The organism is Kitasatospora sp. NPDC127121, from assembly GCF_042677305.1.
GTDB lineage: Bacteria > Actinomycetota > Actinomycetes > Streptomycetales > Streptomycetaceae > Kitasatospora.
In genome coordinates, this window is record NZ_JBHXTQ010000003.1 from 55,472 (window position 1) to 68,900 (window position 13,429).

Sequence of the window (13,429 nt, forward strand, 5' to 3'; positions counted from 1 at the left end):
CACAAGCCGGTTCCGAAGTGATCCGAAGTGATGTGTGAGTTGCTCGGCTCTCGCCGTAGGCACCGACGGTGGCCCCTCATCGATCATGGTCCAAAGCTCGGCCTCGCCCTGCCCGATGCACCCACGGCGCCACGGTAGCGGCCGTCAAGGCGCTCTAGCCGAGGGTCGCTCGAAACCTCACCTGCCGGAGTGAACACGTAGGGTCGACGGCATGCGCTTGAGTACCGTGATCCTCCCCATCCACCGGTGGAGCGAGGGGCAGAAGATCTGGCGGCGGGCCGAGGAGCTCGGCTTCCATGCCGCCTACACCTACGACCACCTGTCCTGGCGGAGCTTCCGGGACGAGCCGTGGTTCGGCTCGGTCCCCACGCTGACGGCTGCGGCGACCGCCACCGAGCGGATCCGGCTGGGGACGCTGGTGACGTCGCCGAACTTCCGGCACCCGGTGACGCTGGCGAAGGAGCTGATCACGCTGGACGACGTGTCCGGCGGGCGGGTGACGCTGGGCATCGGGGCCGGCGGGACGGGCTTCGACGCGACGGCGCTGGGGCAGGAGGCGTGGTCGCCGAAGGAGCGGGCGGACCGGTTCGGAGAGTTCCTGCCGCTGCTGGACGAGTTGCTGCGTACGGACGCCACGACGCGCGAGGGGGCGCATTACTCGGCGGTCGAGGCCCGGAACATCCCCGGCTGCGTGCAGACCCCGCGACTGCCGTTCTACGTCGCCGCGACCGGTCCGCGCGGGCTGAGGCTGGCGGCCGAGTACGGCCAGGGCTGGGTGACGTACGGGGACCCGAAGGGTCCGGCGGACGTGCCCGTCGAGCGGGCGCCCGAGGTGGTCGGGAAGCAGATCGAGAAGCTGACCGCGGCCTGCGCCGCGACCGGGCGGGACGTGCGCGAGCTGGAGAAGATGCTGCTCCAGGGCTCGACGGCGGAGCGGCCGCTTCAGTCGCTGGACGCCTTCGTGGACTGGGCGGGGAAGTACCAGGAGCTGGGCATCACCGAGTTGGTGATCCACTGGCCGGTGCCGGACTCGATCTTCGAGAACGACCTCGCCGTCTTCGAGCAGATCGCCACCGAGGGCCTCGCCCAACTGGGCTGATCACGGATTCTGCTGCCGGCCCCGCCGAGCGCTCCACGTGGTTCGCGCCGCCGATCCACGTGGAGCAACCGGTCCGCCGACGGCCGACAGGCCACGGGAGGTCAGCTCGTGGTGAGGGACTCGGCGCCGTTGGCGCAGCCGAAGGTCTCGGCGGTCCGCCTGGCGAAGCCGGTCACCAACTCGCCCATCCGCGCCGGGCTGGGGCTGTCGGTGGCGTGGAGGGTCTTGTCGGTGAGTCTGAGGGAGGCCCGGTAGGGCGTGGTCGTGCCGTTCAGGGTGCAGGTGAAGGCCGCCGCTCCGGCGTTGTCGCCGGAGGCGGCTGCGGAGCCCTTCGTCACCGCGGCGAGCAGGACGCGCCCGCGCTCCCCGGTGAGCGTGCAGTCCAGGGCAGCCGGGGAGTTCGGTTGCGCCGACCGGTAGCGCGTGCTCACGAAGACCCGGGGGGCGCTGCCGAGCAGCTCGGCGACGTCGGGGTCGGCGAGGGCGCCCTTGCACTCGCCGTGCGACAGCTCGACGGCCGGCGGCCGGTACTCGGTGCGGTCGAGGTACAGGTGCCAACCGAGCAGGCCGCTGCCGAGCAGCAGGGCCGTCCCGCCCGCGATCAGTGGTCCGGAGTGTTTCACTGGCAGACGTCCTTTTTGCTTCTCTTCAATCCGTCCCGGGCGATCTGTTCCAGGTCCGCCTGTCGGCCGGTGGTGCCGGGCCGCGCCGCTTCGCCGGCGCTGACGACCAACTGGGCGTGGCCGACGGGCCCGCCCTGGCAGTAGTCGGATGCGGTGGCGCCGTCGGGCCAGGAGGCCGCCGCACCGCCCGCGTCGAATCTGTGTGCGTCCGGGTGCTCGGCGGCCTCGGGGGAGAGGGTGACCGTGCCCATCTGCAGGACGCTGGAGACGGTGAGCGCGGTGCGCCCGTCCACGCGGATGGAACAGGACACCGGGTCGCCGGTGCGGCCCTCCTTCTCCTCTTCCACGTCCTGCCCACCGGGCGGCAGCAGCCGTCCGAGCGGGGTGTCGTCAGCGGTGCGCAGTCCGCAGAGGTACGCCGCCCGGCCGGGCGGGTCCACGGGGCGGTGGCCCCGCCAGTCCAGGTAGCCGACGGTTCCGGTGGCCGCCACCGCTACCGCGATGGTGGCGGGGAGCACCCATCGGCCTCCGATCGCCCTCATGCGTTGCCCTTCGCGATGGTTGCCATCTCGGTGGAGAGGCCGTCGATGAAGCCGTCCTTCGCCCGGTCGTGGGCGCTGTTGGCCAGCCGTTCGATGTCGTCGTAGCGCAGGTTGGCGTTGATGGATGCGTCCTTGACCGCCTGGTAGGCCGCGTTCGTCGCCCCCTTCTTGGCCTCGTCGACGTAGTAGCGGGCCTCCTGTTGGCCGTCTGCGGTGGTGTCGCGCGAGTTGGCCGTGATCACGTTCTCGGCGATCGAGTCGATCAGTGCACCCGAGATCTCCCCGCCGAGCGGCACCTTGTCCGTCACCATGCCGATGGTGCTGTTGAAGGCGTCCTTGGCGTAGCCCACGTTCTTCTCCAACGCGTCGTTGAACTCCTTGTCGGAGACGGCGTGTTGCGTGTGAACCTCGTCGATGCGGGCCTCGCCGAGGAGGCCGTTGACCACCCCGCCGGCCCGGGCGACGTGGTCGATGTCCGCCTGGAGCCGGGCGAAGTCGGTCTGCCCGCTGTCCATGTGGCCGCGGACGAGGGCGGTGGTGTATGCCTGACTGGCGTTGGTCACCGCGCCGTACGACTCCGGATCGCGCCCGAGCGCGTCCAGCAGGCCGTGCACCGCAGGTCCGTTGAGGCCGGCCGGGGAGCCGTTGACCGGTAGGTCGTTCGCGTCGGACAGGGCCCGTTGGACGTCCCCGATGTACTCGGCGCTCATGTGCCCGAGGCTGGTCCGCATCGGGGCGAGTTTGCCGTCGCCCTTGATGTCGTCGAGTGCCCCGTGGCCGCCGTGGGTGCCGAAGGTGTCCACGACCTTCTGCATCAGCCCGGCCTGCTCGGGGGTGTGTTTGGTCGGCGGGACGGCGGCCGGTTCGTCGTACGGGTGGCCGGTGGTGGCGGCTTCCAGGGCGTGGCCGAGGGCGGCGGGGCCGCCTTGCTTGGTCGTGTTCGCGACGTCCGCGTCCCTGGGGGAGTTGGTGTCCGGGATCCAGTCCTTGTCGTGGACGTAGTAGTCGAAGTAGTCGGCCGGTTTGGGTTTGCCGCCGGGGTTGACGGTGCCGTCCTGGTTGTACGCGGTCGGAGGGTTGGTGAAGAACGTGTTGGCCGCGTCCGGGCTGTGACCGAGGGCCTCCAGGATGGCGGTGGTCGGCCGGAACCCGGCGCCGGCCTCCGGGCCGCCGAGCAGGTTGAAGCCGTGCACCCGGTTGGCGACGTTGGGCGGTGGGGCCGGCCAGTACCCTTCCTGGGTGTCGAGCTGGGTGATGTGCTCGGCGACGGGGTTGAGGAAGTGCGGGTCGTAGTTCCCGGTCATGAGGATGCCGGAGAGCACCTGGTAGCCGTACGGCTGGTAGTCCAGGCCGGACGCCCGGTGCGGCTTGTCCCACACTTTCTGGGCGCCGGCCTTGCGCAGGGCGGCGGCCCATTCGTCGGACAGGTGTGGTTCGTTGGTGGTGCGGGTGGCGGTGGCGAGGTTGAGTCCGAGGTTTCGCTGCAGGTCCTGGTACGCCTTCCAGCGTGGGTCCTTGGGGTCGCGGTAGTGCGCCGGGTCGCCGACCATGCTGTTCCAGGACTTGATCAGCCCGTCGGGGCCGAGGTCCTGGTAGAACTTCGTGGCGAACTTCGGGTCACCGGAGTGCGCGGCCAGCAGCGAGTTGAGCTCGGTGAGTTCGGGGTCGCTGATGTCGCCGCCCTTGGCGGCGAGTTGGGCGGCGCGCTTGCCGTCCGCCTCGGGGCCGCCGCCGATGGCCGCGCCGTTGAAGGACTTCTGCTGGTCGGTGCTGGTGTCGGAGCGCAGGGCGTAGGCGATCCGCTCGTCGGCGGCGGTGGCCTCCTGGACGGCCGCGTCGATGGCTTTGCGGGCGGTCTCCGCCTTGGCTCCGCACTCTTTCTGGTATTCGTGGTAGCCGCCGGGATCGTGCCGGGTGGCCGTGTCCGGTGACGGCCAGCTGACGGTGCCGTCGGAGCCGACGGTGAGTCCGGCGGCCGCGGCGTCGGCGACGGCCTTGTCCAGTTTGGCCTTGGCGGCCTGGAATTCGCTCGCGGCGTCCTTGAACAGGGAGGCGAGTGCATTGGCCTCGGTGACGGCGGCGGTGAGCTGCTGGTTGGTGCGCTGCAGTGCGGGTCTGGCCTGGTCGGCCGAGGGACCGCTCCAGCCGGCGGAGTCGACCTTGGCGCTCACCGTGCTGTTCCAGTCGTCGTCCATCGCCTTGAGTTTCTGGGCGACGGTGGTCCAGGCGGTCGCGGCGTTCTCCAGGACGTCGAACCTGGCGTTGTCGAGCTCGTGGAAGTCGACCATGGGCGTCGTCCTCTCAGGTACCGATCAGGTGCCGAGGTCGTGTTGGACGGACGACTCGTTCTGCCGGTAGTTGGCGGAGCTGCCGCGCAGCGCCTGGGTGGTCTGGCCGATGGTGTTGCCGAGGGCGGCGAGCTGCTGGTCCCAGGTGGTGAAGACGGCCTGGGCGGCCTTGCCGGTGCTCCAGTTCGCCAGTGAGGTGGCGATCTTGGCGGTGGCGTAGTCGGCGCCGCGGCCGTCGGTGTTGAGCCGGGCGTGGATCTGGTCGGAGTTGGTGCCGGCGGTGGCGAGCGCGTCGGGGTCGACGGTGAAGCCGCCGCCTCCGCCGGGTGCCTGCGCCGAGTTGACCTGGGTGCGGGCGGTCTCCTGGGCCCGGGCCTGGGCGGTCAGGTTGCCGTCCGCGTCGTAGGCCCATGGGTTCATCATCCGGTCGAACGCCGTGGCGCGATCCGACATCTTGCTCGTCCCCCCTTCGAGCCGGCGCAGTGCTCCGGCACCCGCGTTGGTCAAGAGTCCGACAAGAGTACAAGCGGGGTCCGGAGTTGCCGACCCTGAGGGGGAGATCCTCCGCCCCTTAGGGGAGATCGTCCGCAGTGTCATACCGCAGCAGCAGACGGGCTCGTCATTCCAGCTCATAGCCCTTGGCGCGCAAGCCCGTTACGTTGAGCAGGTGTCCACTGCTGTCATCAAGACGGATGGCCTCACCAAGAGGTTCCCCCGGGTCACCGCCCTCGACCAGCTCACCGTCGAGGTGCGGCCCGGGGTGGTCGGGCTGGTCGGGGCCAACGGGGCGGGCAAGTCCACCCTCATCAAGATCCTGCTCGGCCTCGCCCCGGCGACGTCCGGCCGCGGCGAGGTCCTCGGCCTGGACGTCGCCACCCGGGGCCCGGAGATCCGTGAACGGGTCGGCTACATGCCCGAACACGACTGCCTGCCACCGGACGTGTCGGCGACCGAGTTCGTGGTGCACATGGCGCGGATGGCGGGGCTGCCGGCCACCGCCGCCCGTGAGCGCACCGCGGACACCCTGCGGCACGTCGGCCTGTACGAGGAGCGGTACCGGCCGATGGGCGGGTACTCGACCGGCATGAAGCAGCGGGTCAAGCTCGCGCAGGCGCTGGTGCACGACCCGAAGCTGGTGCTGCTGGACGAGCCGACCAATGGTCTCGACCCGGCGGGCCGGGACGAGATGCTGGGCCTGATCCGCCGGGTGCACACCGACTTCGGGATTTCGGTGCTGGTCACCACCCACCTGCTCGGCGAGTTGGAGCGCACCTGCGACCACCTGGTCGTGATCGACGGCGGCAAGCTGCTGCGCTCCTCGTCCACCGCCTCCTTCACCGAGGCGACGGCCGTCCTGGCGGTCGAGGTGACGGACCACCCGCAGGACGCCGTCCCGGAGCCGGGCGACGCCGTCCGCGCACGGCTGGCCGCCGCCGGGCTGTCCGTCCAGCCGGAGGGCTCGCACCTGCTGCTGGTCCGGCTGGCCGGCGACGACACCTACGACACCATCCGCGACACGGTCGCCGGCCTGGGCCTCGGCCTGGTCCGGCTGGAGCAGCGCCGCCACCGGGTCGCCGAAATCTTCACCGACGAGAACAGGGGAGGGACGGACGATGTCGCTGCCTCCTGACACCAGGTCCGCCGACACCGGCGTCATCCACGACATCGGCTACCGCGGCTACACCGGGCCCCGGCTCGGCCGGGCCTACGCGACCCGCTCGCTGTTCACCCAGAGCCTGCGCGCCGCGTACGGGCTCGGGCGCTCCGGCAAGTCCAAGGTGCTGCCGATGCTGGTGCTCGGCGTGGTCACGCTGCCAGCGGTGGTCATGGTGGCGATCGCGCTCGCCACCAGTGCGAAGGAGCTGCCGCTGGACTACCCGCGGTACTTGTCCTCGTTCGTGCTGGTCGTGTCGATCTTCCTGGCCTCGCAGGCGCCGGTGCTGTTCTCCCGGGATCTCCGGTACCACACCGTCCCGCTGTACTTCTCCCGCCCGATCACCCGCGCCGACTACGTCCGGGCCAAGTTCGCCGCCATGGTCAGCGCCCAGTTCCTGTTGATGGCGGCGCCGTTGCTGGTCCTCTACATCGGGGCGCTGCTGGGCGGGCTGGACTTCGGGCACAACACCGGGCACTTCCTGTCCGGCCTGGTCGCCGCCCTGCTGTACTCCCTGGTGCCGACCTCGGTGGCGCTGGTGGTCGCCGCCGCGACCCCGCGCCGCGGCTTCGGGGTGGCCGGGATCATGGGCTACCTGGCGATCAGCACGGCCGTGGTGGCGATCCTGACCCGGATCGGCACCGCCACCGAGCTCACCGTCCCGGACTCCGCCCAGTGGATCGCGCTGCTGTCGCCGAACGACCTGGTGGAGAGCCTGACCAACCAGCTCTTCGACGTCGGCGGGATGGGCGGCCGGATGCACGCGCCCGGCGGGCTCGGCGTGGTCGTCTTCACCGTCGCCGTTCTCGCGATGGTGTCCGGCTCGTACGGGCTGCTGCTGCGCCGCTACCGCAGCGTCTGATGAACCGAGGAGTTTGAGAGGGCGTCATGGCCACCATCACCATCGACAAGGTCTCCCGCTGGTTCGGGAACGTGGTCGCCGTCAACGACATCAGTATGACGATCGGCCCAGGCATCACCGGCCTGCTCGGTCCGAACGGCGCGGGCAAGTCGACCCTCATCCACATGATGAGCGGATTCCTCGCGCCCTCCAGCGGGGCGGTCACCCTGGACGGCGCGCCGATCTGGCGCAACCAGCAGGTGTACCGGCAGATCGGCCTGGTCCCGGAGCGGGAGTCGATGTACGACTACCTGACCGGCTGGGAGTTCGTGCTCGCCAACGCCGAACTGCACGGCCTCGCCGACCCGGGCGCCGCCGCCCGGCGTGCCCTGGACCTGGTGGAGATGGCCTACGCCAAGGACCGCCGCACCGGGACGTACTCCAAGGGCATGAAGCAGCGGGTCAAGATGGCCTCCGCACTGGTCCACGACCCGGCCGTGCTGCTGCTCGACGAGCCGTTCAACGGCATGGACCCGCGCCAGCGGCTCCAGCTGATGGAGCTGCTGCGCCGGTTCGGCGCGGACGGCCGGACGGTGCTGTTCTCCTCCCACATCCTGGAGGAGGTCGAGCAACTGGCCCGGCACATCGAGGTCGTGGTGGCCGGCCGGCATGCCGCCTCGGGCGACTTCCGGAAGATCCGCCGGCTGATGACCGACCGGCCGCACCGCTACCTGGTTCGCTCCAGCGACGACCGCAGGCTGGCCGCCGCGCTGATCGCCGACGGCTCCACGACCGGTATCGAGGTGGACGCGCGGGAACGGGCGCTGCGGATCGAGGCGGTGAACTTCCAGGGCTTCACCACCCTGCTGCCCCGGGTCGCCCAGGAGGCGGACATCCGGCTGTACACCGTGTCGCCGGCGGACGAGTCGCTGGAGAGCGTCTTCTCCTACCTGGTCTCCGCGTGAGGCCCGGCGTCCGAGCCACCGAACTCCCTTACCGGACCCAGGAAAGGGCCGACCGACCATGAACCCGACCGTCGCCAGGCTGACCCTGCGCGGCCTGCTGGGCCGCCGCCGCGGCCTCCTGCTGCTGGTGGTCCCCGCCCTGCTGCTGGTCATCTCGGCCGTCGCGAGCGGCACCGCCAGCGGGAACGAGCACGACCTCACCGTCAAGATCCTCGGGCAGCTCGGCCTCGGCACCCTGGTGCCGATCCTCGGCCTGGTCGTCGGCACCGGCGTGATCGCCACCGAGATCGACGACGGCTCGATCGTCTACCTGCTGGCCAAGCCGCTGCCGCGGTGGAAGATCGTCACCACCAAACTGGTCGTCGCGATCGGCACCACCTGGGTGTTCGCCGCCCTCCCGACGCTGCTCTGCGGCCTGCTGCTGATCGGCACCAGGGACGGCATCGCGCTCGGCTACACCGTGGCCGTGCTGGTCGCCGGGGTGGCGTACAGCGCGCTGTTCCTGCTGCTCGGCGTGGTCACCCGGCACGCGGTGGTGGCCGGACTGGGGTACGCGCTGGTCTGGGAGTCGCTGATCGGCAACTTCGTGTCGGGCGCCCGGACGCTGAGCGTCCAGCAGTGGGGCCGGTCGGTGGCCGAGGCGGTCGCCGGGGACGCCGCGATCGGCGCCGACGTCTCGCTCGGGGTGGCTGTCCCGCTGCTGCTGGCGGTCACCGTGGCGGCGACGGTGCTGGCCTCGGTGAAGCTGGCCGGACTGACCCTGGCCGCCGAGGAGTAGCCGGCCGGGGCCGGCCTGGGGTAACTGGGGTCGACCCGGGGCAGCCGGGGTCGGCCCGAGCCGGCCTCAACGAGGCCAGCCCGGGTCGGTCCGAGCAGGGGTGCTAGCCGAGCGTCCGGTTGCGGCCCGCGCCCCAGCCGGCCGCGCCGACCACGGTGGCCAGCACCAGCATCAGCACCAGGGTGGCCGTCCAGCCGCCGGTGAGCTGGTGCAGCGCGCCGGCGCCGACCGGGCCCGCCGCCGCGACCAGGTAGCCGACCGCCTGCGACATCCCGCCCAGTTGGGCGGCGCCGGCCGCGCTGCCGGTGCGCAGCACGATGAAGGCCAGGCCCAGGCCCAGCGAACCGCCCTGGGCGACGCCCAGGATGGTCGCCGACACCCAGGCGCCGGACACCGGCGCGATCAGCAGCAGGGCGATGCCGAGGCCGTTCAGTCCGGCCATGGCCACCGCCAGCCCGCGCTGGCGGGTCATCCGGCCGGCCAGCAGCGGCACCAGGAAGGCGCCCGCGACCTGCACCAGGTTGGAGAAGGCGAAGACCAGACCGGCCTCGCCGCGGTCCATGCCGTGGTCGGCCAGGATGGTCGGCATCCAGGCGACCAGGGTGTACACCAGCAGCGACGAGATGCCCATGAAGAGGCTGATCTGCCAGGCCATCGGCGAGCGCCAGATGCCCTCGATCGGCTTCTCGGCCGCCCGACCGGCCGCCTGACCGGCCGCAGGGCCAGTGGAGAGACGGGTCGCGACCGCCGCCCGCTCCTGCCGGGAGCGCAGCACCTGCGGCAGCCAGGCCACCGCGGCGATCAGCGCGAGCAGCGACCAGGTGCCCAGCGAGGCCTGCCAGCCGCCGCCGAGGGCGTGCTCCAGCGGCACCGAGAGGCCGGCCGCCATGGTCGCGCCGACCAGCATGGTGGTCGAGTAGACGCCGGTCATCGCCGCCGCCCGGTCCGGGAACTCCCGCTTGACCAGGCCCGGCATCGACACGTTCAGCACCGCGATGGCCACGCCGATCACCACGCAGCCCGCGTACAGCGCCGCCACCGAGGGCAGCACCCGCAGCAGCACGCCCGCGCCCAGCACCAGGACGGCGCCCAGCACCACCCGCTCGGTGCCGAACCGCCGGGTCAGCCGGGGGGTGAGCGGGGCGCCGACGCCCTGGAACAGCACCGGCACGGTGGTGATCAGTCCGCTCGCGGTGGCGGAGAGTCCGAAGGTCCGCTGGATCTCGCCGACCATCGGCGACACCGCCGCCAGGCAGGCGCGCATGTTCAGCGCGACCAGCAGGATGCCGGTCAGCAGCAGCGCGGGGTGGGCCAGCCGGGTGCGGACGGGAAGCGGGAGGGACGTGGTGGCAACCGGCTGCTGGGCACGGGTGACGGCCATGGGTGTGCTGTTCTTTCGTGAATGTGCGCGAGGGCGCGGAGGGCGGAAGGCAGGCGGGTGCCTATGTCACTTCCGGGCCGCGATGGCCGCGAGGAGCTGCTCGACGGCCGCGGTCGGCTCGGCGAGCAGCGCACGACACGCGGCCTCGGCACGGTCGGGGTCGCCGCTTTCGATCGCGTCGACCAGCGCCGCGTGGGTGGCCACGGCCACCTCGGGCATGTCGTGGTCGCCGAAGGCCGAGGTCATCGACTCGCGCACGGAGGCGCCGAAGTAGCGGTAGACCTCGGTGAGCGCCGGGTTGTGCGCGGCCTCGACGATGGCGGTGTGGAACTCCAGGTCGTGCTCGACGGTGGCCTCGCGGTCGGTCCGCTCGGCGTGCGAGGCGATCACCTCGGCCTCGCGGGCCAGCGCGGCCCGCATCCGCTCGACGTCCTCGCGGGTGTGCCGCAGCGCGGCCAGTCGGGCGGCCTCGGTCTCCAGTGCGGCCCGGACCTCCAGGACGTCCCGGATGCCCGAGCGCTGGACGCCGCGCAGGACGGCGGCCGGGTCGCTGGTGGAGCGGACGAACGTCCCCTCGCCCTGGCGGGAGACCAGCATGCCGGCGTGCACCAGCACCCGGATCGCCTCCCGGACGGTGTTCCGGCCGACCTGCAGCCGCTCGGCGAGCTCGTGCTCGGTGGGGATCTGCGATCCCACCGGCCAGACGCCGCCGGCCAGTTGCTCGCGCAGCTGGTCGATCGCGGTGTCCACCAGGGAGCGCCGTCCGGCCGCCTGGAGGCTGTTGCCGTCGTTGGTCATGCCGGTGCTCCCTTCGTCGTTGGTCGCCGCGTCGCTGGTCAACGCCGGTCGTCGGTCATCCTACAACCGCTTGCCCGGTCATCCTACAACTGGAGTTGAACCCCCGCCGAACACCACGACGTGATCCGAAAGAGAGCCCCTAGACGCCCGGGTAGAGCTGTTCCAGGACGACGGCGACGCCGTCCTCGTCGTTGCTCGCGGTGACCTCGTCGGCGACGGCGAGCAGTTCCTCGTGGGCGTTGGCCATCGCCACGCCGCGGGCCGCCCAGCCGAACATCGGCACGTCGTTGGGCATGTCGCCGAAGGCGATGGTGTCGGCCCCGCGGACGCCCAGGCGGCGGGCGGCGACGGCCAGCCCGGTGGCCTTGGACAGGCCCAGCGGCAGCAGTTCGACCACTCCGGCGCCGGCCATCACGACGCCGACCAGGTCCCCGGCGACGCGGCGGGCGGCCTCGGCGAGCGCGTCGTCGGTCAGGCCCGGGTGCTGGATGTAGAGCTTGCTGACCGGGGCGTCGAGCAGCTGGTCGCGGTCGACCCGGACGACCGGGAGGTCGGAGCCGATCAGCAGCTCGTAGCCGGGGCCGGCCAGCACCTGGCCATCCAGGCCGTCCTGGTTGGCGGCGACGGCCAGCGGGCCGGTCTCGGCCTCGATCTTGGCGATGGCGAGCGCGGCGAGCCGGCGGTCCAGGGTGAGGGAGGTGAGCAGCCGGTGCGCGCCGGCGTCGTACACCTGGGCGCCCTGGCCGCAGACGGCTATCCCGGTGTAGCCGATCTCGTCGAAGACCGGGCGGGCCCAGGCGGCGGAGCGGCCGGTGACGACGATGTGCAGCGCGCCCGCGCCGGTGGCCGTGGCCAGGGCGGCGCGGGTGCGCTCGGAGACGGTTTCCGCGCTGGTCAGCAGGGTGCCGTCGAGGTCGGTGGCGACCAGCCGGTAGGGCAGGTCGCCACCGCTCGGGTGCTCACCGTTGGGGGAGACGGGGCTGGGGCTGGTGGTGCTCATGGGCCGTACGTCTCCCGGGAGTTGCGGGTGGTGCGGGTGGCGCGGTGCTACTTGACCGGTTCGAGGACGGTCCGCCCGCCGAGGAACGGCCGCAGCGCCTCGGGCACGGCCACCGAGCCGTCGGCCTGCTGGTGGTTCTCCAGGATCGCCACGATGGTGCGCGGGATGGCGACCAGGGTGCCGTTCAGGGTGGCCAGCGGGCGGGTCTTGCCCTCCTCGCGCATCCGGATGGAGAGCCGGCGGGCCTGGTACTCGGTGGTGTTGGAGGTCGAGGTGACCTCGCGGTACTTGCCCTGGGTCGGGATCCAGGCCTCGATGTCGAACTTGCGCGCGGCCGAGGCGCCGAGGTCGCCGGAGGCGACGTCGATCACCCGGTAGGGCAGCTCCAGCGCGTTGAGGAAGTCCTTCTCCCACTGGAGCAGGCGGCGGTGCTCGTTCTCGGCGTCCTCGGGAGTGGTGTAGACGAACATCTCCACCTTCTCGAACTGGTGGACGCGGATGATGCCGCGGGTGTCCTTGCCGTAGGTGCCGGCCTCGCGGCGGAAGCAGGACGAGTAGCCGGCGTAGCGCAGCGGCAGCTTCTCGGCGTCGAGGATCTCGTCCATGTGGTACGCGGCGAGCGGGACCTCGCTGGTGCCGACCAGGTACCGGTCGTCCTCGGCGAGGTGGTACACGTTCTCGGCGGCCTGGCCGAGGAAGCCAGTGCCGTCCATGGCGGCGGGCCGGACCAGGGTCGGGGTGATCATCGGGATGAAGCCGGCCGCGGTGGCCTGGGCGATGGCCATGTTGACCAGGGCGAGCTCCAGCAGCGCGCCGACACCGGTCAGGTAGTACGAGCGGGCGCCGGCGACCTTGGCGCCGCGCTCGGTGTCGATCGCCCCCAGGATCTGGCCGAGCTCGACATGGTCGCGCGGCTCGAAGCCCTCGGCGGCGAAGTCGCGCGGGGTGCCGATCTCCTCCAGGGTGACGAAGTCCTCCTCGCCGCCGACCGGGGCGGCCGGGTCGATGAGGTTCGCCAGCGAGCGGAGCAGGCGCTCGGCCTCCTCCTTGGCCACGCCCTGCTCGGCGTCCGCGGCCTTGACCGCGGCGGCCAGCTCCTTGGTGCGCTGCAGCAGGGCGGCCTTCTCCTCGCCCTTGGCCTGGGCGACCTGCTTGCCGAGCGTCCGCTGCTCGCTGCGCAGTTCGTCGAAGCGACTGCCCGAGGACCGGCGCCGTTCGTCGGCGGAGAGGAGGGCGTCGACCAGGTCGACGTCCTCGCCACGGACGCGCTGCGAGGCGCGCACTCGGTCAGGGTCCTCACGAAGCAGGCGAAGGTCAATCACAGGCCCAAGCGTACCGGGCGCAGGCTCGTCCACCGGTACGGGTTTTCCCCTGGGGATAACCGCCCGGATCCTGTGGATAACTTCTGTGGGGAACGGGCGGGGCCAGGGTTATCCACAGGATCCGGGCGGTGCCTGTGG

Annotated in this window: 13 protein-coding genes; 5 read left to right on the forward strand and 8 right to left on the reverse strand. The window is 71.6% G+C overall.

Features of this window, described 5'->3' with window-relative positions; genetic code table 11:
- Window positions 1-211: 211 nt before the first annotated feature.
- A complete protein-coding gene (locus ACFVHI_RS03430) occupies window positions 212-1,099 on the forward strand; it encodes an LLM class flavin-dependent oxidoreductase (protein WP_380335341.1) in 888 nt (295 codons plus the stop codon).
- A 101-nt stretch (window positions 1,100-1,200) separates the two neighbouring features.
- Here the strand turns inward: ACFVHI_RS03430 and ACFVHI_RS03435 are convergent, their stop codons facing one another.
- From ACFVHI_RS03435 to ACFVHI_RS03450, 4 genes are read right to left on the reverse strand one after another with little or no spacing between them, the layout of a single operon-like run.
- Window positions 1,201-1,722 carry a hypothetical protein gene (locus ACFVHI_RS03435; protein ID WP_380335344.1) on the reverse strand — a complete coding sequence of 174 codons (522 nt, stop codon included), beginning with the start codon at window positions 1,720-1,722 and terminating at the stop codon, window positions 1,201-1,203.
- The gene (locus ACFVHI_RS03440) at window positions 1,719-2,264 is read right to left on the reverse strand and encodes a hypothetical protein (RefSeq protein ID WP_380335346.1); all 546 of its coding nucleotides are present in this window, start codon (window positions 2,262-2,264) and stop codon (window positions 1,719-1,721) included. Before ACFVHI_RS03440 ends, ACFVHI_RS03435 begins: the two co-directional genes overlap by 4 nt.
- Window positions 2,261-4,552, reverse strand: a complete 2,292-nt coding sequence (locus ACFVHI_RS03445; protein ID WP_380335349.1) for a hypothetical protein — start codon at window positions 4,550-4,552, stop codon at window positions 2,261-2,263. Before ACFVHI_RS03445 ends, ACFVHI_RS03440 begins: the two co-directional genes overlap by 4 nt.
- A 24-nt stretch (window positions 4,553-4,576) precedes the next feature.
- Window positions 4,577-5,005 (reverse strand): hypothetical protein, encoded by a 429-nt coding sequence (locus ACFVHI_RS03450; protein ID WP_380335352.1) that lies wholly within the window; start codon window positions 5,003-5,005, stop codon window positions 4,577-4,579.
- A 214-nt stretch (window positions 5,006-5,219) separates the two neighbouring features.
- On the opposite strand from ACFVHI_RS03450, the gene ACFVHI_RS03455 reads away from it, so the two are divergent.
- Genes ACFVHI_RS03455 through ACFVHI_RS03470 form a run of 4 tightly spaced genes read left to right on the forward strand, consistent with a single transcriptional unit; the run spans window position 5,220 to window position 8,790 of the window.
- Window positions 5,220-6,182 carry an ABC transporter ATP-binding protein gene (locus tag ACFVHI_RS03455; RefSeq protein WP_063348380.1) on the forward strand — a complete coding sequence of 321 codons (963 nt, stop codon included), beginning with the start codon at window positions 5,220-5,222 and terminating at the stop codon, window positions 6,180-6,182.
- On the forward strand, window positions 6,166-7,068 hold the full coding sequence (locus ACFVHI_RS03460; protein WP_063348379.1) for an ABC transporter permease: 903 nt from the start codon (window positions 6,166-6,168) through the stop codon (window positions 7,066-7,068). The genes ACFVHI_RS03455 and ACFVHI_RS03460 overlap by 17 nt, the downstream gene beginning before the upstream one ends.
- 26 nt (window positions 7,069-7,094) lie before the next feature.
- Window positions 7,095-8,012, forward strand: coding sequence for an ABC transporter ATP-binding protein (locus ACFVHI_RS03465; RefSeq protein WP_063348378.1), 918 nt, complete (start codon window positions 7,095-7,097; stop codon window positions 8,010-8,012).
- A gap of 58 nt (window positions 8,013-8,070) precedes the next feature.
- Window positions 8,071-8,790, forward strand: a complete 720-nt coding sequence (locus tag ACFVHI_RS03470) for an ABC transporter permease subunit (protein WP_363368060.1) — start codon at window positions 8,071-8,073, stop codon at window positions 8,788-8,790.
- 103 nt (window positions 8,791-8,893) lie between these two features.
- On the opposite strand, the gene ACFVHI_RS03475 is transcribed toward ACFVHI_RS03470, so the two are convergent.
- The 4 genes from ACFVHI_RS03475 to serS form a co-directional block, all read right to left on the reverse strand.
- Window positions 8,894-10,171: a CynX/NimT family MFS transporter gene (locus tag ACFVHI_RS03475; protein ID WP_380335357.1), complete on the reverse strand. Its 1,278-nt coding sequence runs from the start codon at window positions 10,169-10,171 to the stop codon at window positions 8,894-8,896.
- A 66-nt stretch (window positions 10,172-10,237) separates the two neighbouring features.
- Entirely contained in the window at window positions 10,238-10,969 is a 732-nt protein-coding gene (locus tag ACFVHI_RS03480) for a FadR/GntR family transcriptional regulator (protein ID WP_063351236.1), read from the reverse strand.
- A gap of 139 nt (window positions 10,970-11,108) precedes the next feature.
- The gene (locus tag ACFVHI_RS03485; RefSeq protein WP_363368054.1) at window positions 11,109-11,969 is read right to left on the reverse strand and encodes an HAD family hydrolase; all 861 of its coding nucleotides are present in this window, start codon (window positions 11,967-11,969) and stop codon (window positions 11,109-11,111) included.
- Window positions 11,970-12,016: 47 nt separating this feature from the next.
- The gene (gene serS / locus ACFVHI_RS03490; protein WP_079135713.1) at window positions 12,017-13,291 is read right to left on the reverse strand and encodes a serine--tRNA ligase; all 1,275 of its coding nucleotides are present in this window, start codon (window positions 13,289-13,291) and stop codon (window positions 12,017-12,019) included.
- Between the last annotated feature and the right edge of the window lie 138 nt (window positions 13,292-13,429).